Annotated in this window: 19 protein-coding genes; 7 read left to right on the forward strand and 12 right to left on the reverse strand. The window is 60.7% G+C overall.

The window, feature by feature from the left end:
- Positions 1-49: 49 nt before the first annotated feature.
- The 7 genes from M5B43_RS19225 to gloB form a co-directional block, all read right to left on the reverse strand.
- Positions 50-1,663, reverse strand: coding sequence for an ABC transporter ATP-binding protein (locus M5B43_RS19225; protein ID WP_248751585.1), 1,614 nt, complete (start codon positions 1,661-1,663; stop codon positions 50-52).
- A gap of 1 nt (position 1,664) precedes the next feature.
- Positions 1,665-2,684 (reverse strand): ABC transporter permease, encoded by a 1,020-nt coding sequence (locus M5B43_RS19230; RefSeq protein ID WP_248751586.1) that lies wholly within the window; start codon positions 2,682-2,684, stop codon positions 1,665-1,667.
- A gap of 1 nt (position 2,685) precedes the next feature.
- Entirely contained in the window at positions 2,686-3,759 is a 1,074-nt protein-coding gene (locus tag M5B43_RS19235; protein WP_248751587.1) for a microcin C ABC transporter permease YejB, read from the reverse strand.
- Positions 3,760-5,592, reverse strand: a complete 1,833-nt coding sequence (locus M5B43_RS19240; RefSeq protein WP_248751588.1) for an extracellular solute-binding protein — start codon at positions 5,590-5,592, stop codon at positions 3,760-3,762.
- Positions 5,589-7,418: an extracellular solute-binding protein gene (locus tag M5B43_RS19245; protein WP_248751589.1), complete on the reverse strand. Its 1,830-nt coding sequence runs from the start codon at positions 7,416-7,418 to the stop codon at positions 5,589-5,591. Before M5B43_RS19245 ends, M5B43_RS19240 begins: the two co-directional genes overlap by 4 nt.
- A 211-nt stretch (positions 7,419-7,629) precedes the next feature.
- Positions 7,630-9,042, reverse strand: coding sequence for a transglycosylase SLT domain-containing protein (locus M5B43_RS19250; protein WP_248751590.1), 1,413 nt, complete (start codon positions 9,040-9,042; stop codon positions 7,630-7,632).
- Positions 9,043-9,140: 98 nt separating this feature from the next.
- Entirely contained in the window at positions 9,141-9,908 is a 768-nt protein-coding gene (gloB, locus tag M5B43_RS19255) for a hydroxyacylglutathione hydrolase (protein ID WP_248751591.1), read from the reverse strand.
- A 65-nt stretch (positions 9,909-9,973) separates the two neighbouring features.
- On the opposite strand from gloB, the gene M5B43_RS19260 reads away from it, so the two are divergent.
- Positions 9,974-10,732 (forward strand): methyltransferase domain-containing protein, encoded by a 759-nt coding sequence (locus M5B43_RS19260; protein WP_248751592.1) that lies wholly within the window; start codon positions 9,974-9,976, stop codon positions 10,730-10,732.
- An 85-nt stretch (positions 10,733-10,817) separates the two neighbouring features.
- Entirely contained in the window at positions 10,818-11,270 is a 453-nt protein-coding gene (gene rnhA / locus M5B43_RS19265) for a ribonuclease HI (RefSeq protein ID WP_003173571.1), read from the forward strand.
- A gap of 68 nt (positions 11,271-11,338) precedes the next feature.
- On the opposite strand, the gene M5B43_RS19270 is transcribed toward rnhA, so the two are convergent.
- Positions 11,339-11,644, reverse strand: a complete 306-nt coding sequence (locus M5B43_RS19270; protein WP_248751593.1) for a DUF2388 domain-containing protein — start codon at positions 11,642-11,644, stop codon at positions 11,339-11,341.
- Positions 11,645-11,848: 204 nt separating this feature from the next.
- On the opposite strand from M5B43_RS19270, the gene dnaQ reads away from it, so the two are divergent.
- From dnaQ to M5B43_RS19285, 3 genes are all read left to right on the forward strand, one after another.
- Positions 11,849-12,589 (forward strand): DNA polymerase III subunit epsilon, encoded by a 741-nt coding sequence (gene dnaQ, locus M5B43_RS19275; protein WP_248751612.1) that lies wholly within the window; start codon positions 11,849-11,851, stop codon positions 12,587-12,589.
- Between the two features lie 1,091 nt (positions 12,590-13,680).
- A complete protein-coding gene (locus M5B43_RS19280; protein WP_248751594.1) occupies positions 13,681-15,936 on the forward strand; it encodes an Orn/Lys/Arg decarboxylase N-terminal domain-containing protein in 2,256 nt (751 codons plus the stop codon).
- Positions 15,937-15,956: 20 nt separating this feature from the next.
- Positions 15,957-16,526, forward strand: coding sequence for a GNAT family N-acetyltransferase (locus M5B43_RS19285; protein WP_248751613.1), 570 nt, complete (start codon positions 15,957-15,959; stop codon positions 16,524-16,526).
- Here the strand turns inward: M5B43_RS19285 and M5B43_RS19290 are convergent.
- The gene (locus M5B43_RS19290; protein ID WP_248751595.1) at positions 16,523-17,416 is read right to left on the reverse strand and encodes a LysR substrate-binding domain-containing protein; all 894 of its coding nucleotides are present in this window, start codon (positions 17,414-17,416) and stop codon (positions 16,523-16,525) included. The genes M5B43_RS19285 and M5B43_RS19290 overlap by 4 nt on opposite strands.
- A 142-nt stretch (positions 17,417-17,558) precedes the next feature.
- Here M5B43_RS19290 and gspG point away from each other — a divergent pair, with 142 nt between their 5' ends.
- The gene (gspG, locus tag M5B43_RS19295) at positions 17,559-18,008 is read left to right on the forward strand and encodes a type II secretion system major pseudopilin GspG (RefSeq protein ID WP_248751596.1); all 450 of its coding nucleotides are present in this window, start codon (positions 17,559-17,561) and stop codon (positions 18,006-18,008) included.
- 103 nt (positions 18,009-18,111) lie between these two features.
- Here the strand turns inward: gspG and M5B43_RS19300 are convergent, their stop codons facing one another.
- Positions 18,112-18,348 carry a hypothetical protein gene (locus tag M5B43_RS19300; protein WP_248751597.1) on the reverse strand — a complete coding sequence of 79 codons (237 nt, stop codon included), beginning with the start codon at positions 18,346-18,348 and terminating at the stop codon, positions 18,112-18,114.
- 227 nt (positions 18,349-18,575) lie between these two features.
- On the opposite strand from M5B43_RS19300, the gene M5B43_RS19305 reads away from it, so the two are divergent.
- Positions 18,576-19,133 (forward strand): NAD(P)H-dependent oxidoreductase, encoded by a 558-nt coding sequence (locus tag M5B43_RS19305; protein ID WP_248751598.1) that lies wholly within the window; start codon positions 18,576-18,578, stop codon positions 19,131-19,133.
- A 207-nt stretch (positions 19,134-19,340) separates the two neighbouring features.
- Here the strand turns inward: M5B43_RS19305 and poxB are convergent, their stop codons facing one another.
- The gene (poxB, locus tag M5B43_RS19310) at positions 19,341-21,065 is read right to left on the reverse strand and encodes a ubiquinone-dependent pyruvate dehydrogenase (protein WP_248751599.1); all 1,725 of its coding nucleotides are present in this window, start codon (positions 21,063-21,065) and stop codon (positions 19,341-19,343) included.
- Between the two features lie 77 nt (positions 21,066-21,142).
- Positions 21,143-22,375 carry an NADH:flavin oxidoreductase/NADH oxidase family protein gene (locus M5B43_RS19315; protein ID WP_248751600.1) on the reverse strand — a complete coding sequence of 411 codons (1,233 nt, stop codon included), beginning with the start codon at positions 22,373-22,375 and terminating at the stop codon, positions 21,143-21,145.
- Positions 22,376-22,400 lie beyond the last annotated feature (25 nt).

Below are 22,400 nucleotides of genomic sequence, written 5' to 3' on the forward strand. Positions count from 1 at the left end.
ATACAAAATCGCGCATTGTTCAAGGCATCAATGGGCCGTTAACGCCTGATCAGTCGGCCACAGGGGCGGGCACCAGAAACGCCGCCTCCAGCAATTGCCGGGTATACGCATGCTGCGGGTCGGCGAAAATCGCCCGCGCGTCGCCTTGCTCGACTACCTGTCCATGCTTGACCACCATCAACTGGTGGCTGAGCGCTTTCACTACCGCGAGGTCATGGCTGATGAACAGATAGGTCAGGTTGTACTTGGCCTGCAGGCTGCGCAGCAATTCGACCACCTGGCGCTGTACCGTGCGGTCCAGCGCCGAGGTCGGCTCATCCAGCAGAATCAGGCGCGGCTTGAGCACCAGCGCACGGGCGATGGCAATGCGCTGGCGTTGGCCACCGGAGAATTCGTGAGGGTAGCGATGGCGGGACTGAGGGTCGAGCCCCACCTCCTTGAGCGCTGCGATAATCGCGGCTTCCTGCTCGGCAGGTGTGCCCATCTTGTGGATACGCAAACCTTCGCCGACGATCTCGCTGACGCACATGCGTGGGCTCAAACTGCCGAACGGGTCCTGGAACACCACCTGCATCTCACGGCGCAACGGGCGTACCTGTTGTTGAGTGAGGCGGTCCAGTTGCTGGCCTTCAAAGCGAATCCCGCCTTTGCTGGCGATCAAGCGCAAGATCGCCAGGCCCAGGGTCGATTTGCCCGAGCCGCTTTCGCCGACGATGCCCAGGGTTTGCCCCTGGGGCAGGCTGAAGTTGATGCCGTCCACGGCCTTCACGTAATCAATGGTGTTGCGCAAAAAGCCCTTCTTGATGGGGAACCAGACCTTCAGGTCGTCAACTTCCAGCAAAGGCGGCCCCACCGCGTTGGTCGCAGGCCCGCCGCTGGGCTCCGCCGCCAGCAACTCCTGGGTGTAGGGGTGCTGGGGCGACTGGAACAGCGTCTCGCAATCGGCCTGCTCCACGATGCAACCTTGCTGCATCACGCACACTCGGTGGGCAATGCGGCGCACCAGGTTCAAGTCGTGGCTGATCAGCAACAGCGCCATGCCCAGGCGCGCTTGCAATTCCTTGAGCAATTCGAGGATCTTCAACTGCACGGTGACGTCCAGAGCGGTGGTCGGTTCATCGGCAATCAGCAGCTCCGGCTCGTTGGCCAGGGCCATGGCAATCATCACCCGCTGGCGCTGGCCACCGGACAGCTCATGGGGCAGCGCCTTGAGACGCTTGTGCGGTTCGGGAATACCCACCAGCTCCAGCAGTTCCAGGGTGCGCCGGGTGGCCACTTTGCCGGTCAGCCCTTTGTGCAGGCCGAGGACTTCGTTGATCTGCTTCTCGATCGAATGCAGCGGGTTCAACGAGGTCATCGGTTCCTGGAAGATCATCGCGATGCGGTTGCCGCGAATATGCCGAATGGTTTTTTCTTTCAGGGTCAGCAAGTCGTGCCCGGAATAGGTGATGGTGCCGGTTGGATGGCAGGCCAGCGGGTAGGGCAGCAGGCGCAGAATCGAATGGGCCGTTACCGATTTGCCGGAACCGCTTTCGCCGACCAGGGCCAGGGTTTCGCCGCGCCTGATGTCGAAGCTCACGTGGTTGACCACGCGGTGGCGATGCTCGCCGGTGACGAACTCGACGCTGAGGTCGCGGATTTCGATCAGATTGTCCTGATTCATCTCATTTCCTCGGGTCGAAGGCATCGCGAGCGGACTCGCCGATAAACACCAGCAAACTCAGCATGATCGCCAATACGGCAAAGGCACTCATGCCCAGCCACGGCGCTTGCAGGTTGGATTTGCCCTGGGCCACCAACTCACCTAGCGAGGGCGAACCTGCCGGCAGGCCGAAGCCGAGGAAGTCCAGGGCGGTGAGGGTGCCAATGGCGCCGGTGAGGATGAACGGCAGGAAGGTCATGGTCGAGACCATGGCATTGGGCAAGATATGGCGGAACATGATCGCGCCGTTCTGCATGCCCAGCGCTCGGGCCGCGCGCACGTACTCGAGGTTGCGCCCACGCAGGAACTCGGCACGTACCACGTCCACCAGGCTCATCCAGGAGAACAGCAGCATGATTCCCAGCAGCCACCAGAAGTTGGGCTGTACAAAGCTGGCGAGGATGATCAGCAGGTAGAGCACCGGCAACCCGGACCAGATCTCCAGGAAGCGTTGCCCGGCCAGGTCGACCCAGCCGCCATAGAACCCCTGCAAGGCGCCGGCGATTACGCCGATGATCGAGCTGAGTATCGTCAGGGTCAGGGCGAACAGCACCGACACCCGGAACCCGTAGATCACCCGGGCGAGCACATCACGGCCCTGGTCATCGGTGCCCAGCAGGTTGACCGAGGAGGGTGGCGCGGGGGCCGGGACTTTCAGGTCGTAGTTGATGCTCTGGTAGCTGAAGGGGATCGGCGCCCACAAGGTCCAGGCGTCCTTGGCCTTGAGCAGTTCCTGGATGTACGGGCTCTTGTAGTTGGCTTCCAGGGGGAATTCACCGCCGAAGGTTGTCTCCGGGTAGCGCTTGAGCGCCGGGAAGTACCAGCCGCCGTCGAAGTGCACGGCCAGCGGTTTGTCATTGGCGATCAACTCCGCGCCCAGGCTCAGCACGAACAGAATCAGGAACAACCACAGCGACCACCAGCCACGCTTGTTGGCTTTGAATCGCTCGAACCGACGGCGATTGAGGGGGGACAGGTTCATCTCAATGCTCCCGGCTGGCGAAGTCGATACGCGGATCGACCAGGGTGTAGGTGAGGTCGCCGATCAGTTTCACGATCAGCCCCAGCAGGGTGAAGATAAACAGCGTACCGAACACCACCGGGTAGTCACGGTTGATCGCCGCTTCAAAGCTCATCAGGCCCAGGCCGTCGAGGGAGAAGATCACTTCCACCAGCAACGAGCCGGTGAAGAAGATGCCGATGAAGGCCGAGGGGAAACCGGCGATCACCAGCAGCATCGCGTTACGGAACACATGGCCGTAGAGCACGCGACGCTGGGTCAGGCCCTTGGCCTTGGCGGTGACCACATATTGCTTGTTGATTTCGTCCAGAAAGCTGTTTTTGGTCAGCAGGGTCATGGTCGCGAAATTGCCGATCACCAGCGCCGTCACGGGCAGCGCCAAGTGCCAGAAGTAATCGAGGACCTTGCCGCCCCAGCTCAGCTCATCAAAGTTATTGGAGGTGAGCCCGCGCAGGGGAAACCAGTCGAAATAGCTGCCGCCGGCAAACACCACGATCAGCAGGATCGCAAACAGGAACGCCGGGATCGCATAGCCGACGATGATCGCCGAACTGGTCCAGACATCGAAGTGGCTACCGTGCCGCGTGGCCTTGGCGATCCCCAGGGGGATCGAGACCAGGTACATGATCAGGGTGCTCCATAACCCGAGGGAGATGGATACCGGCATCTTTTCCTTGATCAGGTCGATGACCTTGGCGTCACGAAAAAAGCTGTCGCCGAAGTCCAGCCGGGCGTAATTCTTGACCATGATCCACAAGCGTTCCGGCGCCGATTTGTCGAAGCCGTACATCTTCTCGATTTCCTTGATCAAGGCCGGGTCCAGGCCCTGGGCGCCACGGTAGCTGGAGCCGGCTACCGAGACCTCGGCGCCGCCACCGGCGATGCGGCTGGTGGCGCCGTCAAAGCCTTCGAGCTTGGCGATCATCTGTTCCACCGGGCCACCGGGGGCGGCCTGGATGATGACGAAGTTGATCAGCAAGATCCCGAACAGCGTGGGGATGATCAGCAACAGGCGGCGAACAATATAGGCCAGCATTTAATCGCCTCCGCTCGCCGGATCGGCGCTCGTGTCCAGGATAACGGCAGGTTTGACGTCGGGCTTGGCCCACCAGGTGGCAGTGCCGACGTCATAGCGGGGCGAGACCTTGGGGTGCCCCAGGTGGTCCCAATACGCCACGCGGTAGGTCTTGATGTGCCAGTTGGGAATCACGTAGTAGCCAAACTGCAACACGCGGTCCAGCGCCTTGGCGTGGGCCACCAGGCTTTTGCGCGAGTTGGCGTCGATCAGCGCTTCTACCAACTGGTCGACCGCCGGGTCCTTGAGGCCCATGTAGTTGCGGCTGCCGGATTTGTCGGCACTCGACGACGACCAGAACTCCCGCTGTTCGTTACCTGGCGACGTGGATTGTGGAAAGCTGCCCACCAGCATGTCGAAGTCCCGCGAACGCAGGCGGTTGATGTATTGCGAGACATCGACCCGACGAATCACCAGGTTGATGCCCAAGTCTGCCAGGTTGCGCTTGAACGGCAGCAGCACCCGTTCGAATTCGGTCTGGGCCAGCAGGAACTCAATGTTCACCGGTTTGCCGGTGGTGTCGACCATTTTGTCGTCGACGATCTTCCAGCCCGCCTCTTGCAGCAGTTGGTAAGCCTCGCGCTGCTGGGCGCGGATCATGCCGCTGCCGTCGGTTTTGGCAGGCTCAAAGGCTTGGGTGAAGACTTCAGCCGGAATCTTGTCGCGCAGAGGCTCAAGGATTGCCAGTTCGTCCGGGCCAGGTAAACCGGTGGCAGCCATTTCCGAGTTTTCAAAATAGCTGCGGCTGCGGGTGTAGGCACCGTTGAACAGCTGCCGGTTGCTCCACTCGAAGTCCAGCAACAGGCTGATGGCCTTGCGCACACGCACATCCTGGAACATGGGCTTGCGCGTGTTAAACACAAAACCCTGCATGCCAGTGGGGTTGCCGTTGGGGATTTCTTCCTTGATCAAACGACCTTGAGCGACCGCTGGCGTGTTGTAGGCGTTGGCCCAGTTCTTCGCGCTGACCTCCAGCCAGTAGTCGAACTGCCCGGCCTTCAAGGCTTCCAGGGCCACAGTGTTGTCGCGGTAATAATCAGTGATGCGGTTATCGAAGTTGTAGAAACCCTGGGTGATCGGCAAATCCTTGGCCCAGTAGTCCTTGACCCGCTCGTAGCGCACCATGCGCCCCGGCTTGACCTCGGCCACCTTGTACGGCCCGCTGCTCAAAGGCATCTCCAGGTTGCCCTTGGCAAAGTCGCGGGTCGCCCACCAATGCTTGGGCAGGACTGGCAATTGCCCGAGGATCAGCGGCAATTCGCGGTTGTTGGTGCGCTTGAACTTGAACAGCACCCGAAGCGGATCTTCTGCCACCACCTCATCGACGTCGGCGTAGTAAGTGCGGTAGAGCGGCGAGCCGTCCTTGAGCAGGGTCTGGAAGGTGAACACGACGTCTTCGGCGCGGATCGGGTGGCCATCGTGAAAGCGCGCTTCGGGGCGCAGGTAAAAACGCACCCAACTGTTGTCCGGGGCTTTTTCGATCTTGCCGGCCACCAGGCCGTACTCGGTGATGGGTTCGTCCAGGCTTTGCATGGCCAGGGTGTCGTAGATCAGCGGCAGGTTGTCCGCCGGCACGCCCTTGCTGATATAGGGGTTGAGGCTGTCGAAGCCGCCCATGGCCGACTCACGGAAAGTGCCGCCCTTGGGGGCGTCGGGGTTTACGTAGTCAAAGTGCTTGAAGTCGGCGGGGTACTTGGGGGGCTCGTTGTAGAGGGTCAGCGCATGCTGCGGTGCGGCATGGGCCGCACTGCACAGCATCAGGCTGGCAAGCAATGCAGTACGCAAAGACATCATTGGGCTTTCTCCGAAGCTTTCAGCCACCACGCGCTCAGGCCCAGGCTGTAGGGCGGCGTGGTGACAAAGGCGAACCGGTTGCGGTACGCCAGGCGATGATAGTTGAGGTACCAGTTGGGAATGCTGTAGTGCTGCCACAGCAGCACACGGTCCAGGGCGCGGCCGGCGGCCAATTGCTCTTCGCGGGTCTGCGCCGCCAGCAGTTGTTCCAGCAGGCGGTCGACCACCGGGTTGGCGATGCCGGCGTAATTCTTGCTGCCCTTGATCGCAGCCTGGCTGGAGTGGAAGTACTGCCACTGTTCGAGGCCGGGGCTGAGCGTCTGGTTGAGCGTCATCAGGACCATGTCGAAGTCGAATTGATCGAGGCGTTGTTTGTACTGGGCACGGTCTACCGTGCGCAAGCGGGCATCGACGCCGATACTGGCCAGATTTTCGACATAAGGTTGCAGGATGCGCTCCAAATTCGGATTGACCAGCAGGATCTCCAGGCGCAGCGGTTGCCCGTCACGGTTGAGCAGGCGTTGTCCCGAGAGTTTCCAGCCAGCTTCGCCGAGCAGCGCCAGGGCGCGGCGCAGGGTTTCGCGGGGAATGCCGCGACCGTCGGTTTGCGGCAGGCTGAATGGTTGGGTGAACAGGGCGGCGGGCAGTTGGTCGCGGTAGGGCGCAAGCATCAACCATTCATGACCCAGCGGCAGGCCCGTCGCTGAAAAATCGCTGTTGGGATAGTAGCTCACGGAGCGTTTATAGGCGCTGCTGAACAGGGTGCGGTTGGTCCATTCAAAGTCGAACATCAACCCTAGGGCTTCGCGCACGTTGGCCTGGTTGAAGGTGGGCCGCCGGGTGTTCATGAACAGGCCCTGGCTCTGGGTGGGGATTTGGTGGGCGATCTGCGCCTTGATCACATCACCGCGATTGACCGCCGGGAAGTTGTAGCCCGTGGCCCAGTTCTTGGCCTGGTGCTCGATATAGATATCGAATTCGCCAGCCTTGAAGGCTTCGAAGGCCACGTCGCTGTCGCGGTAAAACTCCACTTCGACGTTGTCGTAGTTGTAGAAGCCTTGGTTGACCGGCAGGTCTTTGCCCCAGTAATCCTTGACCCGTTCGAACACCAACTGCCGGCCTGGGGCGACTTTGGTGATGCGGTACGGCCCACTGCCCAGTGGCGGTTCAAAGGTGGTGGCCTTGAAGTCGCGGTTCTTCCAGTAATGCTGGGGCAATACCGGCAGCTCACCCAGGCGCAGGATCAGCAGCGGGTTGCTGGCGCGCTTGAACACAAAGCGGATACGGTGGCGGTTGAGGATATCGACCCGCGCCACTTCCTGCAGGTTGGTGCGGTACTGCGGGTGGCCTTCGGTCAGCAAGGTGCGATAGGAAAACGCCACGTCATACGCAGTGATCGGCTTGCCGTCGTGAAAGCGCGCTTCGGGACGCAGGTTGAACACGACCCAGCTACGGTCCTCGCTGTACTCCACCGATTGGGCAATCAGGCCGTAGCTGGACGTGGGTTCGTCGCCGGACGGCGCGTACTGGCCGGTGCCGACCATCAGGGGTTCGTTCAGCTCATTGACGCCGTATTGCAGGAAGTTGGCGGTGGAGACCGGGCTTGAACCCTTGAAGGTGTAGGGGTTGAGCGTGTCGAATGTGCCAAATGCCATGACCCGCAAGGTCCCGCCTTTTGGCGCTGCAGGGTTTACCCAATCGTAATGGGTGAATTTGGCCGGGTACTTGAGCGTGCCGAACTGCGTGTAACCGTGGCTCTCGGTAATCGTCGCGTTCGCAGCAAAGCTCAAGGCCAGACTTATTAGTAGAAGGAGGGGACGCTTCAAGTCAGAGATCCGATCCAGGCGGCTTGGGCTTCATGATCGGTACAGTAACAGCTTGTTCCGGTTGGAAAAAGCCAGTCGGAAACACTGGAGATCCAATGTGGGAGGGGGCTTGCTCCCGACAGCGGTGTAGCAGCCAGTGAATCGGGTGGCTGACAAACTGCTATCGGGAGCAAGCCCCCTTTCACATTAGCTTTTCGGTGTTCTTGAAACCTTAGCGCGGCCCGGAAACCACCAGCATCTGACCCGGCTTCAATGCCTGGCCGGTGCGTGGGTTCCAGCGCTTGAGATGTTGCATCTCGACGTTGAAGCGCTTGGCGACGATGTACAGCGAATCGCCTTTCTTGACCTTGTATTGCACCGGCTTCTTGCTGTCGGCCTTGGCCACCAGCTTGCGGGTGTCCTGCATCACCAGGGTCTGGCCAACCTTGAGCGCCTGGCCATTGAGCTTGTTCCAGCGCTGCAGGTCATGGACATCAACCTTGTTGGCCTTGGCGATCAGGGTGAGGTTGTCGCCGCTGCGCACCTTGTAGCTGCGGCTGCGCCCGGCAACCCGCGGGGTCTCAACTTCGTCGAACACCTGCTTTCTCGGGCGCATGGCCAGCAGTTCTTCAGGCTTCATCGTCGAAAGAGTGCTGGTGAGCAGTTGCGCCTTGGCGCTTGGCACCAGCAAATGCTGGGGGCCGTCCAGGGTGGTGCGTTGTTTCAGGGCCGGGTTGAGCTGGAACAGTTCGTCTTCGTCGATTTCCGCCAGCGCGGCGACCCGTGACAGGTCCATGCTTTGCTTGACTTCCACCACTTCGAAGTACGGCTGGTTGGCGATCGGGTTCAAGTTGACACCGTAAGCCTCGGGGGCCAGCACTACCTGGGACAGTGCCAGGAACTTGGGCACGTAGTCCTTGGTTTCCTGGGGCAGGGGCAGGTTCCAGTAGTCGGTCGGCAGGCCGAGCTTCTCGTTGCGTTCGATCGCCCGGCTGACCGTGCCTTCGCCGGCGTTATAAGCCGCCAGGGCCAGCAGCCAGTCGCCATTGAACATGTCATGCAGACGGGTCAGGTAGTCCAGGGCGGCAGTGGTGGAGGCGGTGATGTCGCGGCGGCCGTCGTAGGCGCGGGTCTGGCGCAGGTTGAAGTAGCGCCCGGTGGAAGGAATGAACTGCCACAAGCCAACCGCATCGCTACGCGAATAGGCCATTGGGTTGTAGGCGCTTTCAATCACCGGCAACAGCGCCAGCTCCAGGGGCATGTTGCGTTCTTCAAGGCGCTCGACGATGTAGTGAATATAGAGGCTGCCGCGTTCCCCGGCGTTCTCCAGGAAGGACGGGTTGCTGGCGAACCACAAGCGCTGTTGCTCGATGCGCGGGTTGACGCCCAGGCCGTCCTGCAGTTGAAAGCCCCGGCGCATGCGTTCCCAGACATCCTGGGGCACTTCGGGGCTAGGCTTCTCTGATAGCCAAATAGGTTTTTGCTTGATCTTGGCGGCAAGATTGGGTTTGGGTTGCACGGTGGATTGTGCAGCGAAATTTGTCGATTGGCAGCCCGCCAGAGTCGCGGACACAGCCACCGCCACGGCTTGAGCCAGGCGGGTCAATGCGTCTGAAGAGATGGATTTACGAATAGATGACGACATTGGCTGGAAGTAAGTTCCGGGCAAAAATGTCGGGCGATTCTAGAAAGCGCTTTGGTTCCGGTCAACCATTCAGAAATTATGTATCAGAGTGCATCTGCTTAGAACTTATCTTTCCATGCCCTCAAGCTAGCAAACACTTCGGCCCCAGAGCGGTTGTCGCGACCATTCCGTTCGTCCGCTTTTTGTTTAACGGATGTTTCAGCGGTGCGTAGGAAAGGGTTAGTACGTTTTTCCAGGGCCAAGTTGGACGGCAGCGTGATCTCGCCACGGTCGCGCAGTTGGCGCACGTTTTCCACCCGTTCGGCGATATCCGCGTTGTGCGGTTCCACGGCTTGGGCGAACTTGAGGTTGCTTTGTGTGTATTCGTGGGTGCAGTAGACCAGCGTATCGGCGGGCAGCGCGGCCAGGCGTTCCAACGAGGTGTGCATCTGCTCGGGTGTGCCTTCGAACAGGCGGCCGCAACCGGCAGCGAACAGGGTGTCACCACACAACAGCACGCCCTGGTGATAAAAGGCGATATGGCCGAGGGTGTGGCCGGGTACCGCATAAACGTCGAAGTCCCAACCCAGCACGGTGATGTGGTCATTGTCTTGCAGGGCAACATCCCGTGCGGGGATGTTTTCGTTCGCCGGGCCGTAGACCTTGGCGCCGGTTACATTTTTCAGTTGCTCCACACCGCCGACATGATCATGGTGATGGTGAGTGACCAGGATATCGCTGAGGGTCCAGTCCGGGTATTGCTTGAGCCAGGCGAGCACGGGCGCGGCGTCACCGGGATCGACCACGGCGCAGCGTTGGGTCCCAGGGTCTTGTAACAACCAGATGTAGTTATCGGTGAAGGCGGGTAGGGCACTGATCTGTATCATTCTTCGATTCGCCAAGCTGAACACATTGGTGCATCTTAGAACGTCTAGGCGAGTTGGAGAATGCAATGACTGATAAAGCGTTCGCCCAGGCCGATCCTGAGTGGCTGGCCCTGATCAGCGCGGCCCGCGAATGGCTGTCCGGGCCGATTGGGCAGTTTCTGCTGGACGAAGAACGGCGCATGCTCGAAGACGAACTGGGCCGGTTCTTTGGCGGCTACCTCGTGCATTACGGCCCGTCGGCCCAGACGCCGCCGTCCGCGCCACAGGTACAGCGCAATGTGCGCCTGGGCGCGCCGTTGCCAGGTGTGGAAATCGTCTGTGAGGAGCAGGCGTGGCCCTTGAGCGAACACGCGGCCGATGTGGTGGTATTGCAGCATGGCCTGGATTTCTGCCTGTCCCCCCACGGGCTGTTGCGCGAAGCGGCGAGCAGTGTGCGCCCCGGTGGCCATTTGCTGATTATTGGCATCAACCCCTGGAGCAGTTGGGGGCTGCGCCATGCGTTCGCCCATGATGGCCTGCGCCAGGCGCGCTGCATCTCGCCGTCACGGGTGGGAGACTGGCTGAACCTGCTGGGCTTCGCGCTGGAGAAACGCCGCTTCGGGTGCTATCGTCCGCCGCTTGCGTCGGCCAAGTGGCAAGGCCGGCTGGCCGGCTGGGAGCGTCGAGCGGGAGCCTGGCAACTGTCGGGTGGCGGCTTCTATTTATTGGTGGCGCGCAAGATCGTGGTCGGGCTGCGGCCGGTGCGCCAGGAACGGCGCGAGCCCATGGGCAAGCTGGTGCCGATACCGATGGCCAAGGTCAACCGCAAGCAAAGCGAACCGTAAACCTCTTTTTGATTTCAGGCCGAGTCGCTCGGCCTCGGGATACTGTCGGTCAACGACCGCCAGCCCGTTTTGATGGATGCAACCGATGACCGATAGCGTAGAACTCTTCACCGATGGCGCCTGCAAGGGCAACCCGGGCCCAGGCGGCTGGGGGGCCTTGCTGGTATGCAAGGGCGTGGAGAAGGAGTTGTGGGGCGGCGAAGCCAACACCACCAACAACCGTATGGAACTGATGGGTGCCATTCGTGGCCTGGAAGAACTCAAGCGGCGCTGCAACGTACTCTTGGTGACGGACTCGCAATATGTGATGAAGGGCATCAACGAGTGGATGGTCAACTGGAAGAAGCGCGGCTGGAAGACAGCGGCCAAGGAGCCGGTCAAGAATGCCGACTTGTGGCAACTGCTCGATGAGCAATGCAATCGGCATGACATCACCTGGAAATGGGTGCGCGGGCACATCGGCCACCCAGGCAATGAGCGTGCCGACCAGTTGGCCAATCGTGGCGTGGATGAAGTGCGCGGTTATAAGCAGAGCTGAGCCAATGACATCGTATACGTCGCCTTGCGGGATTTTGGCCTGATCAAAAAAACCAGTGATTGTGTGAGTCACAGCACCAGGATCGCACGGGCGAGTTGCTCGTCCGTGCACTGTAAGTCCACCAGCGTGTAGCGAATGTGCTGGAAGGCTGACTCCAACTGGACCGCCCGTATTTCGCCCTCGCTTGCGACAAACGCTGCGGCATCGGTCTTGGCCGCCAATACGATCTTGTCGTCCTTGAAACGGCTGCTGGTGCCTTGGGTGGCACTCATCGACAGACTCACCAAGGCGTCAGTCGTCATGACGAAGCTGGTGGCCTGCGCACTGGCGGTGCTGAGCAGGCAAGGGATTAACAGCCATTTTATAGTGCGCATGAACCTGGAATTTCCGCATCAGGAAGGAGGCACGCAGGCTAGCAACGACGCGTGCAGCAAACTGCAGCAGGTTTGCTAAACCTTGTTAAAAACTGTTGGGCCCCACCTTGGGGGTTTGCCCCATGGGGCGCATCGGTTAGAGAGCGTGCTAATATCCCGCCCCTTGAAATGCATTGAACCGTTGAGAGCTGAACCCTGATGGCCATCCGATCTGTTGTACTCGATACCGAAACCACCGGCATGCCGGTGACCGATGGTCACCGGATCATCGAAATCGGCTGTGTCGAACTGATGGGGCGCCGTCTCACCGGCCGTCACTTCCACGTCTACCTGCAACCGGACCGCGACAGTGACGAGGGCGCGATCGGCGTCCACGGCATCACCGACGAGTTCCTCAAGGGCAAGCCGCGCTTCGCCGAAGTGGCCGATGAGTTCTTCGAGTTCATCAACGGCGCCCAACTGATCATCCATAACGCGGCGTTCGACGTCGGCTTTATCAATAACGAATTTGCCCTGATGGGGCAGACGGACCGTGCGGACATTTCCCAGCACTGCACGATCCTCGATACCTTGATGATGGCCCGTGAGCGTCACCCGGGCCAACGCAACAGCCTCGATGCCTTGTGCAAGCGCTATGGCGTCGACAACTCCGGCCGTGAACTCCACGGCGCCTTGCTCGACTCCGAGATCCTGGCCGACGTTTACCTGACCATGACGGGCGGGCAGACCAGCCTGTCCCTGGCCGGTAACGCGTCTGACGGCAGCGGCTCGGCGGAAGGCTCGGGCAACCGTCCTTCGGAAATCCGTCGCCTGCCGGCTGATCGCAAGCCCACCACGATCATTCGCGCCAGCGAGCAGGACTTGGCCGAACACGCCGCTCGGTTGGAGGCCATTGCCAAGTCGGCGGGTGCGCCGGCGCTGTGGACTCAACTGACCCAACAATAGCCTTGGTGCAATGCGATAAAAAATGTGGGAGGGGGCTTGCTCCCGATGGAGGTATGTCGGCCACACATGCATTGACTGACCCACCCTCATCGGGAGCAAGCCCCCTCCCACATTTTGAGCGTGATCGTGCACGACCCGAACCCCAATCCAGCCCCGGGCGTCTGCGGGTAGATCGTGCTTTCCTGATGCACGAAACTCCAGTGTGGGAGGGGGTTTGCTCCCGCTGGCGGTATGTCGGCCACACATGCATTGACTGACACACCCTCATCGGGAGCAAGCCCCCTCCCACATTTTGAGCGTGATCGTGCACGCCCCGAACCCCATCCAGCCCCGGGCGTCTGCGGGTAGATCGTGCTTTCCTGATACACGAAACTCCAATGTGGGCGGGGGCTTGCTCCCGATGGCGGTATGTCGGCCACACATGCATTGACTGACCCACCCTCATCGGGAGCAAGCCCCCTCCCACATTTTGAGCGTGATCGTGCACGACCCGAACCCCATCCAGCCCCCGGGCGTCTGCGGGTAGATCGTGCTTTCCTGATGCACGAAACTCCAGTGTGGGAGGGGGCTTGCTCCCGATGGCGGTATGTCGGCCACACATGCATTGACTGACACACCCTCATCGGGAACAACCCCCTCCCACATTTTGAGCGTGATCGTGCACGACCCGAACCCCAATCCAGCCCCCGGGCGTCTGCGGGTAGATCGTGCTTTCCTGATGCACGAAACTCCAGTGTGGGAGGGGGCTTGCTCCCGATGGCGGTATGTCGGCCACACATGCATTGACTGACACACCCTCATCGGGAACAACCCCCTCCCACATTTTTAGCGTGATCGTGCACGACCCGAACCCCAATCCAGCCCCCGGGCGTCTGCGGGTAGATCGTGCTTTCCTGACGCATGAAACTCCAATGTGGGAGGGGGCTTGCTCCCGATGGCGGTATGTCGGCCACACATGCATTGACTGACACACCCTCATCGGGAACAACCCCCTCCCACAGTTGATCTTCACGGCCTGCAAAATCTTCATTCGCATCATTGCCTCCCAGCCTCTACCCTTGAGTGCATAGCCCTCAGGACTACACGCACTCATGTACAAAGACCTGAAGTTTCCTGTGCTGATCGTGCACCGTGATATCAAGGCCGACACCGTTGCCGGTGACCGGGTTCGAGGCATCGCCAAGGAGCTGGAACAAGAGGGCTTCAGTATCTTTTCCGCCGTGGACTACGCCGAAGGGCGGCTGGTAGCGTCCACTCATCACGGCTTGGCCTGCATGCTGATTGCCGCTGAAGGCGCCGGGGAAAATACCCACCTGCTGCAAAATATGGTCGAGCTGATCCGCCTGGCACGGGTGAGGGCGCCTAACCTGCCGATCTTTGCCTTGGGCGAGCAAGTCACCCTGGAAAACGCTCCGGCCGATGCCATGAGCGAGCTCAACCAACTGCGCGGCATTCTCTATCTGTTTGAAGACACCGTGCCGTTTCTCGCCCGGCAAGTCGCTCGTGCCGCACGCACTTACCTTGATGGCCTGTTGCCGCCGTTCTTCAAGGCGCTGGTGCAGCACACTGCCGACTCCAATTATTCCTGGCACACCCCGGGCCATGGCGGCGGCGTGGCTTATCGCAAAAGCCCGGTGGGGCAGGCGTTTCATCAGTTCTTTGGGGAAAATACCCTGCGTTCGGACTTGTCTGTTTCCGTGCCGGAACTGGGCTCGCTGCTCGATCACACCGGGCCCTTGGCGGAAGCCGAAGCCCGCGCCGCGCGTAATTTTGGTGCTGACCACACGTTCTTTGTGATCAACGGCACGTCCACCGCCAACAAGATCGTCTGGCACTCCATGGTTGGCCGTGACGACCTGGTGCTGGTGGACCGCAACTGCCACAAGTCAGTGTTGCACGCGATCATCATGACGGGCGCGATCCCGCTGTATCTGTGCCCGGAGCGTAATGAGCTCGGCATCATCGGCCCGATCCCCCTGAGTGAGTTCAGCCCTGAGTCAATCCGCGCCAAGATCGACGCCAGCCCCCTGGCCCGTGGCCGGGCGCCGAAAGTGAAGATGGCCGTGGTGACCAATTCCACCTACGACGGCCTGTGCTACAACGCCGAGCTGATCAAGCAGCAATTGGGCAGCAGTGTCGAGGTGCTGCACTTTGACGAAGCCTGGTACGCCTATGCGGCCTTCCACGAGTTCTTTGCCGGGCGCTATGGCATGGGCACCTCGCGTACCCCCGACAGCCCGCTGGTGTTCACCACGCACTCGACCCACAAGTTGCTGGCCGCCTTCAGCCAGGCCTCGATGATCCACGTGCAGGATGGCGGTGCGCGCAAACTGGACCGCGACCGTTTCAACGAAGCGTTCATGATGCATATCTCCACCTCGCCGCAATACAGCATCATCGCCTCGCTGGATGTTGCCTCGGCGATGATGGAAGGTCCGGCCGGGCGTTCACTGTTGCAGGAGATGTTCGATGAGGCCCTGAGCTTTCGTCGTGCCTTGGCCAATTTGCGCCAGCACATCGCTGCCGAGGACTGGTGGTTTTCTATCTGGCAACCGCCCTCGGTGGCCGGCATTGATCGGGTCGCCACGGCGGATTGGCTGCTGCATCCCCAGGATGACTGGCACGGTTTTGGCGACGTCGCCGACGATTATGTCCTGCTTGACCCGATCAAGGTGACGTTGGTAATGCCCGGCCTCAACGCCGGTGGCGCCCTCAGCGATTGCGGGATTCCCGCCGCCGTGGTCAGCAAGTTCCTCTGGGAGCGCGGCCTGGTGGTGGAAAAGACCGGGCTGTATTCTTTCCTCGTGCTGTTTTCCATGGGCATTACCAAAGGCAAATGGAGTACCTTGCTCACCGAGCTGCTGGAGTTCAAGCGCAACTACGACGCCAACGCCAGCCTGGCCAGTTGCTTGCCCTCTGTGTATGCCCAAGGTCCGGCACGCTATCAGGGCCTGGGTTTGCGTGACCTGTGCGATCAATTGCACAGCTGTTATCGCCGCAACGCCACGGCCAAGCACCTCAAGCGCATGTACACGGTGTTGCCGGAAGTCGCGATGAAACCGGCCGATGCCTACGACCAGTTGGTCAGGGGCGAGGTGGAGGCCGTGTCCATTGATGCCTTGCCAGGGCGCATCGCCGCCGTGATGCTGGTGCCGTATCCGCCGGGTATTCCGTTGATCATGCCTGGTGAGCGCTTTACCGAGTCAACGCGTTCGATCATCGATTACCTCGCGTTTGCACGGACGTTCGATAGCAGTTTCCCCGGTTTCGTCGCGGATGTGCATGGGTTACAACACGAAGATGACGGCAGTGGTCGTTGTTACACCGTCGATTGCATCAAGGGTTGAGGAAGGTTATGCAAGCTGTCATGAACCCGAAGTATCCAGGGCTCAGTGTGCGGGTCGCCGATGAAGGTTTCGACGCCTATGTATGGGGCAATGACTTCAGCTTTGAGGTCAGCGCCTATGGCGTGCCGGAGATGGGTAAGCGGGTCGATCAATGGGGGGTGGAGCGCATCCTGCCGTACCGTAAATGTTATGGCATTGACCCGGAAGAATTCGCCAGTTACCGCGGCGCGGTCGACAGCGCGATCTTCATGGCTTACCTGGATGACCGTGCGGTGGGGCATATCGTGGTCAGCACCAACTGGAATGGTTTTGCCCACGTTGATGAGTTGGCGGTGGCGTTGCCTGCGCGGCGCCATGGTGTGGCCAAGGCATTACTGGATGTGGCGCAGTTCTGGAGCCGTAAGAAAAACCTGCCGGGCATGATGCTCGAAACCCAGAACAATAACCTCGGTGCCTGCCGTCTGTATGAGCGTTGCGGTTATGTGATGGGCGGGATCGATCAGTTGCGGTATCGCGGCATCGACCCGCAAACCCGCGAAGTGGCGATTTTCTGGTACCGCCTGTTCAAGACTGAAGTCGATCAGGCTTAACCTGCCAATAGGCTTTCAGCCTTCTGGGTGACGATCTCCAACAGTCCGTTCAACGCTGGGGAGGTCGCGCCGTCTTTCAGGGTCAGCGCATACAGGTTGAGCGTGATCGGGGGGGACACCGGGCACGCATCCAACCCGGCTTCCCGTGCACCGCAGGCGGTGAACGGGTCGACGATCGCCAAGCCTTCCCCGGCTTCCACCAGGCTGCGCATCATCTGGTAGGTCTGCACGCGTGTTTGTACCACCGGCAGCGGGCGCAGGGCTTGGAGCTTGGCGTCCAGCAGGCGGCTCAGCGGGTCGTGGCCCTCAAGCCCGATCATCGACTGCCCGGCCAGATCCTGCAGGGCGATGTACTTTTGTTTGGGCTTGAGCCAGCCATGGGGAGCGAGCAATTGAAGCTTGCCTTGGGCCAGTACGGTGCTTTGGATTTGCGCATGTTCGGGGTCATGCAGGCTCAGGCCCACATCGGCCTCATGCAGTAACAGGCTCCTGACGATCTCCCGGGTCGGCTGGCTGGACAGGTTGCACGGCGTGTCCTGGAAGCGCCGGCGCAGCACCGCGAGGCTTTGCGGCAGCAGTTGATTGGCCAGGGGCGGCGAGCACAGTACGCGCAGGGGAGGGGCGTGAGGGTGTTTCAAGCGGCTTGCCAGCCGTTGCAACGGCTCCAGCGCCTCGTAGAAACGGGTGATTTCGGCCTGCAGCTCCAGGGTTTCCCGCGTTGCTTGCAAACGCCCGCGCACGCTGGCAAACAGCATGAAGCCCAACTGCTGCTCGGCATCCTTGAGCGTGGCATCCACATCGCCCACGGGCAGTTGCAACCATTCGGCGGCCGTGCCGAGGTGTCCGGTCTGCAAGATGGCCTGAATCACTTCGATATGACGTAAACGCATCGCCGGAGTCTAGGGGCAGTGGGGCGTGGATTCAATGGCTGGGGCAAAAGAGCGCGCGTGTCCAACGTCAGCCTTGCGCGTATTGCAACGAGCAGGTCATATAAAGAGCGTATCAACCGAGGCTCAACAGGGAGGCCTACCTATGGCGGTTAACACCACAGTCGCAGGCAAACTGCACACTCAGTCTGGTTTCACCCGTTGGGCCGTGTTGGCGGTGCTGGTCATCATCGGCTTGCTGGGCCTGGCGCTGGGGCCGCGGCTGTTTGGCGATGTGACCCTTGTAGAGATCGCTACTGCAAAGGCGCAGGTGGCCGAGCTGGGCAAGGCCGTGGAACAGTTTCATCAAGACACTGGCCGCTACCCGACGGACGAAGAGGGCCTGGGTGCATTAGTCGTGCAGCCGGCGGGTGAGTCCCGGTGGAAAGGGCCGTACATCAAGGACGAACTGCTGACTGACCCCTGGGGAGTTGCCTATCAGTACCATTACCCGCCGTCCCAGCCCGAAATACCCTTCGACCTGTTCTCGTTCGGCAAGGACCGTACCTTGGGCGGCGCAGGTGATAACAAGGACATTGCCTATGGCGACAACTGATGCAGCCGTGGGCATCGAGATGAGGCAGGCACGGCGGTCGTGATCACCCGGCTCAGTCAACGCCATCATTGGCCAGGACTGAGCAGGTCGATAAGGCGAGATCTTATGAAGCCAGGATCGTTTGTGATTCGCGGACGATAATGGTCCCCGACTGGATCAGTTTGAATTCATCGCCTTCCAGTTTTTCTACACGATCGCCAATGGCCAGCTTGTAGGTAGTGGTGGGCGCCGAGCCAGCCAGGTCACCTTGCACCGGGTTGGATTCCTGGAACTCATGCACCGAATACACGCGTCCTTCCGCGTCTCTGGCATGGAACTGTCCGACAAGTACTGCAGCCATCTGTTTAGAACCTCTGGAGATAAACACTCGATTTGCGGTTCTGTAGACCGTCATGGAGCGGGGTAGTTTACCTATGGAAAAAAAATACTATTCGTTTAAAAAACCAGACGCTTCCTACGCACGAAAATGCCCGGCAAGCGCTTGGGGAATTTCACAACCTGCTGGTGAACGCGCCGCGAAGACTCTATAACTACAAGCTCCTTTAGTCAGACGTCGGGAAAGCCTCAATGAGCAAGGTCTACACGATTGCCGTACTGGTTGGCAGCTTGAGAAAAGCATCGATCAACCGCAAGGTCGCACTGGCATTGGCCGAACTGGCCCCCGCCAACCTCAAGTTGAACATTGTCGAAATTGGCGATTTGCCGCTCTACAACGAGGACATCGACGGAGCATCACCGCCCGCAGCCTACAGTACTTTCCGCAAACAGGTGAGCTCATCCGACGCGGTGTTGTTTGTGACCCCGGAGTACAACCGTTCCGTGCCCGCGCCGATGAAGAATGCCATTGACGTGGGGTCGCGCCCTTATGGGCAAAGTGTCTGGAGTGGCAAGCCAGGGGCGGTCATCAGTGTGTCGCCTGGTGCGATTGGCGGTTTTGGCGCCAACCATCACCTGCGCCAGTCTTTGGTGTTTCTGGATGTGCCGTGCATGCAGCAGCCGGAAGCCTACCTGGGCGGCGCGGGCAGTGTGTTCGATGAGGCCGGCAAGCTTTCGGAGAAGACCAAGCCGTTCCTGCAGGCATTCATTGACGCCTACGGCAAATGGGTAGAAAAGCAGAGCGCCTGAATCGGCGCTCATTATCCAATGTGGCCTAAGGTCGGTCAGTTGAGAAAAAGCACTGTAACTGTGGCGAGGGCGCTTGCCTTAATGCCTGTCAGTTAAGAAGGAACACTATCACTGTGGCGAGCGGGACAAGCCCGCTCGCCACAGGTTACTGGTGCTCTAGCTCTTACCTGACTGGCGTCAGGGCTTGGCCCCTCCCACAGCCTTGGATCAGCGCAACCAGTTAGTCCGCGCCAGCTCAATCACCTCATCGCCACGCCCGCTCATCACGGCCTTGAGCATATACAGGCTGAAGCCCTTGGCCTGCTCCAACTTGATGCTCGGTGGCATCACCAGTTCTTGCGTGGCGGTCACCACATCCACCAGCACGGGACCATCGTGCGCCAGGGCGCGGCGCAGGGCCGGCTCGAGGTCTTCCGATTGCTCTACGCGAATGCCGAGAATCCCCATGGCGTTGGACATGGCCGCAAAGTCCGGGTTTTTCAACTCGGTGCCGGTGTCCAGGTAGCCGGCTGCCTTCATTTCCATGGCGACAAAACCCAGTGACGCGTTATCGAAGACGATGACTTTCACCGGCAGTTTCAACTGCGCCAGGGAGATGAAGTCTCCCATCAGCATGGCGAAGCCGCCGTCACCCGACATCGAAATCACTTGCCGCCCGGGGAACGCTGCCTGCGCGCCGATGGCCTGGGGCATGGCGTTGGCCATGGAGCCATGGTTGAACGAGCCGATCAGGCGGCGCTTGCCGTTCATTTTCAAATAGCGCGCCGCCCACACGGTGGGTGAGCCGACGTCGGCGGTGAAGATGGCATCATCATCGGCCAATTCGCTGAGCAAGCGTGCCACGTACTGAGGGTGGATCGGCCGGTTGGCCTTGGACGGTTGCGCCAGGTCATCCAGGCCCTGGCGGGCCTTTTCGTAGTGCTTCAACGAGGTATCGAGGAAGCTGCGGTCCGCCTTGCGGGTCAGGCGTGGCAGCAGCGCGTCGATGGTTTCGCCGACGTCGGCGGCAATCCCCAGGTCGAGCGTGGCCCGACGGCCCAGCGCTTGTGGGTTGCGGTCGACCTGGATGATCTTGGCATCGGTGGGGTAGAACTGACGATACGGGAAGTCGGTGCCAAGCATGATCAGCGTGTCGCAGTTGAGCATGGCGTGGTAGCCGGAGCTGAAGCCGATCAGGCCGGTCATGCCCACGTCAAACGGGTTGTCCCACTCCACATGCTCTTTGCCACGCAAGGCATGCACCACCGGTGCGCCCAGGGCATCGGCCAAGGCCACCACCTGGTCGTGGGCACCGGCACAGCCGCTGCCGCACAGCAGCGTGACTTTCTGGCTGCCCTGGAGGATCTCGGTGAGGCGTTGCAGGTCCTGTTCGGCCGGCAACGTACGCGGTGCGTGGAGGGCCGGCCAGGGCTTGAGCTTGTCTTCCACTTCCAGCAGCGACACGTCGCCCGGGATCACCACCACGGCCACGCCGCGATTGAGGATCGCCGAGCGCATGGCGCGGTGCAGTACGTGAGGCATTTGTTCGGGGTTGGTCACCAGCTCGACAAAGTGGCTGCACTCCTTGAACAGCGCTTGGGGATGGGTTTCCTGGAAGTAGTTCAGGCCGATCTCCGTGGAGGGAATTTGCGCGGCAATGGCCAGCACCGGCACATGGTTGCGATGGCAGTCGAACAGGCCATTGATCAAGTGCAGGTTGCCCGGCCCGCAACTGCCGGCGCACACCGTCAGCTCGCCGGTGGCGGCGGCTTCTGCACCGGCAGCGAAGGCCGCCACTTCTTCGTGGCGTACGTGCATCCACTCGATGCTGTCCATGCTGCGCAGGGCGTCGGTGAGGCCGTTGAGGCTGTCGCCGGTCAAACCCCAGATGCGCTGGATGCCCGCTTGTTCAAGGGTGGTTGCCAACTGCTGGGCCAGGTTGATTTTCGCCATGAAGAACTCCAATCGTCAGTGAGGTAAAAAGCTGCTGATCAGTAGAGGACCGTTCGATCACGGCGAATGCTCCGCTCTTAATGTGAAGATTGCGTCATGGCGGCACGGTATTGCCGGGTGCGCCGCAGGATAAACCACTGGTCACGCAGCAGCGCCAGCCACGGTGCAACCTTGGGGTTGGGCAGGCGGCCACGGCTCAGGCGGCGCATCTGGTCGCGTACGACGGCCAGGGTGGCGAGCGCCGCCAGGGGCTTGCGCTGCCAGCTCATGGGTTTCAATTGAGGGTGCGGGTCACGGCCGGCGCGCCAGTGTTTGATCAGTTGTGGTTCCAGGGTCAGTGCGGTGGCGATACCGGCCATGGCGATGCCGCTGTCCAGCACTTGCTGCACCACCGGTAAGCGGCGAATGCCTCCGGTCACCATCACGGGCATCTTGGCGACGGTCGCGAGCTCTTTGGCAAACTCCAGGAAATACGCTTCACGGGCCAACGTGCGACCGTCCCGCGCGTCGCCTTGCATGGCCGGGGCTTCGTAGCTGCCGCCGGACAGTTCCAGCAGGTCGATGGGCAGCGCGTTGAGTCGCTCGACCACGGCGCGCGCATCCTGTGCGTCGAAGCCGCCGCGTTGGAAGTCGGCGGAATTGAGTTTCACCCCCACGCCAAACGCAGGGCTGACACTCGCGCGCACGGCCTTGATCACCTCCAACAGCAAACGTGCCCGGTTTTCCAGTGACCCACCCCAGCGATCGGTGCGCTGGTTACTGAGGGGCGAGAGAAACTGGCTGAGCAAGTAGCCGTGCGCCCCATGGATCTGCACCCCGGTGAACCCGGCTTTTTCGGCCAGGCGCGCGCTGGTGGCAAAGCGCTCGATCACGTTCTGGATCTCATCTTCAGACATGGCCTTGGGCTTGGCGAACATCTTCGAAAACCCGCCCAGGTCGAGGGCGACGGCGGAAGGCGCCACGGTTTGCTGACGCAGGTTGGCCGGGGACTGGCGCCCCGGATGACTGAGCTGCACCCAGAAGTGCACCCCCTTGTTCTGTGCAACGGCCGCCCATTCGCGAAAGCTGTCCAGCTGTTGCTCATCTTCAAGGGCCACGCCGCCGGGCCCCGTCATGGCGCGGCGGTCGACCATCACGTTGCCGGTCAGCAGCAGACCCGGTTCACCGTCTGCCCAAGCCGTGTACAACTGCTTCAATTCGCGAGACGGGCTCTGGTGGGCATCCGCCATATTTTCTTCCATCGCCGCCTTGGCGATGCGGTTGGCGAGGACTTGGCCATTGGGCAGTTGCAGGGGTTCAAAAGGTGACATGGGTTGACTCCTGAGCAGTGGAGGC

The sequence above is a fragment of the Pseudomonas sp. MWU15-20650 genome (assembly GCF_023242475.1).
In the GTDB taxonomy this organism is placed as follows: domain Bacteria; phylum Pseudomonadota; class Gammaproteobacteria; order Pseudomonadales; family Pseudomonadaceae; genus Aquipseudomonas.

Bases quoted from the DNA above. Each gene is read 5' to 3' on its own strand.
- M5B43_RS19235 (WP_248751587.1), bottom strand. From the start codon at position 3,759: ATGCTGGCCTATATTGTTCGCCGCCTGTTGCTGATCATCCCCACGCTG.
- M5B43_RS19270 (WP_248751593.1), bottom strand. From the start codon at position 11,644: ATGCGCACTATAAAATGGCTGTTAATCCCTTGCCTGCTCAGCACCGCC.
- M5B43_RS19240 (WP_248751588.1), bottom strand. From the start codon at position 5,592: ATGATGTCTTTGCGTACTGCATTGCTTGCCAGCCTGATGCTGTGCAGT.
- M5B43_RS19300 (WP_248751597.1), bottom strand. From the start codon at position 18,348: ATGGCTGCAGTACTTGTCGGACAGTTCCATGCCAGAGACGCGGAAGGA.
- rnhA (WP_003173571.1), top strand. From the start codon at position 10,818: ATGACCGATAGCGTAGAACTCTTCACCGATGGCGCCTGCAAGGGCAAC.
- M5B43_RS19250 (WP_248751590.1), bottom strand. From the start codon at position 9,042: ATGTCGTCATCTATTCGTAAATCCATCTCTTCAGACGCATTGACCCGC.
- M5B43_RS19285 (WP_248751613.1), top strand. From the start codon at position 15,957: ATGAACCCGAAGTATCCAGGGCTCAGTGTGCGGGTCGCCGATGAAGGT.
- M5B43_RS19315 (WP_248751600.1), bottom strand. From the start codon at position 22,375: ATGTCACCTTTTGAACCCCTGCAACTGCCCAATGGCCAAGTCCTCGCC.
- poxB (WP_248751599.1), bottom strand. From the start codon at position 21,065: ATGGCGAAAATCAACCTGGCCCAGCAGTTGGCAACCACCCTTGAACAA.
- gspG (WP_248751596.1), top strand. From the start codon at position 17,559: ATGGCGGTTAACACCACAGTCGCAGGCAAACTGCACACTCAGTCTGGT.
- M5B43_RS19260 (WP_248751592.1), top strand. From the start codon at position 9,974: ATGACTGATAAAGCGTTCGCCCAGGCCGATCCTGAGTGGCTGGCCCTG.
- M5B43_RS19230 (WP_248751586.1), bottom strand. From the start codon at position 2,684: ATGAACCTGTCCCCCCTCAATCGCCGTCGGTTCGAGCGATTCAAAGCC.
- M5B43_RS19290 (WP_248751595.1), bottom strand. From the start codon at position 17,416: ATGCGTTTACGTCATATCGAAGTGATTCAGGCCATCTTGCAGACCGGA.
- M5B43_RS19280 (WP_248751594.1), top strand. From the start codon at position 13,681: ATGTACAAAGACCTGAAGTTTCCTGTGCTGATCGTGCACCGTGATATC.
- M5B43_RS19305 (WP_248751598.1), top strand. From the start codon at position 18,576: ATGAGCAAGGTCTACACGATTGCCGTACTGGTTGGCAGCTTGAGAAAA.
- gloB (WP_248751591.1), bottom strand. From the start codon at position 9,908: ATGATACAGATCAGTGCCCTACCCGCCTTCACCGATAACTACATCTGG.
- M5B43_RS19225 (WP_248751585.1), bottom strand. From the start codon at position 1,663: ATGAATCAGGACAATCTGATCGAAATCCGCGACCTCAGCGTCGAGTTC.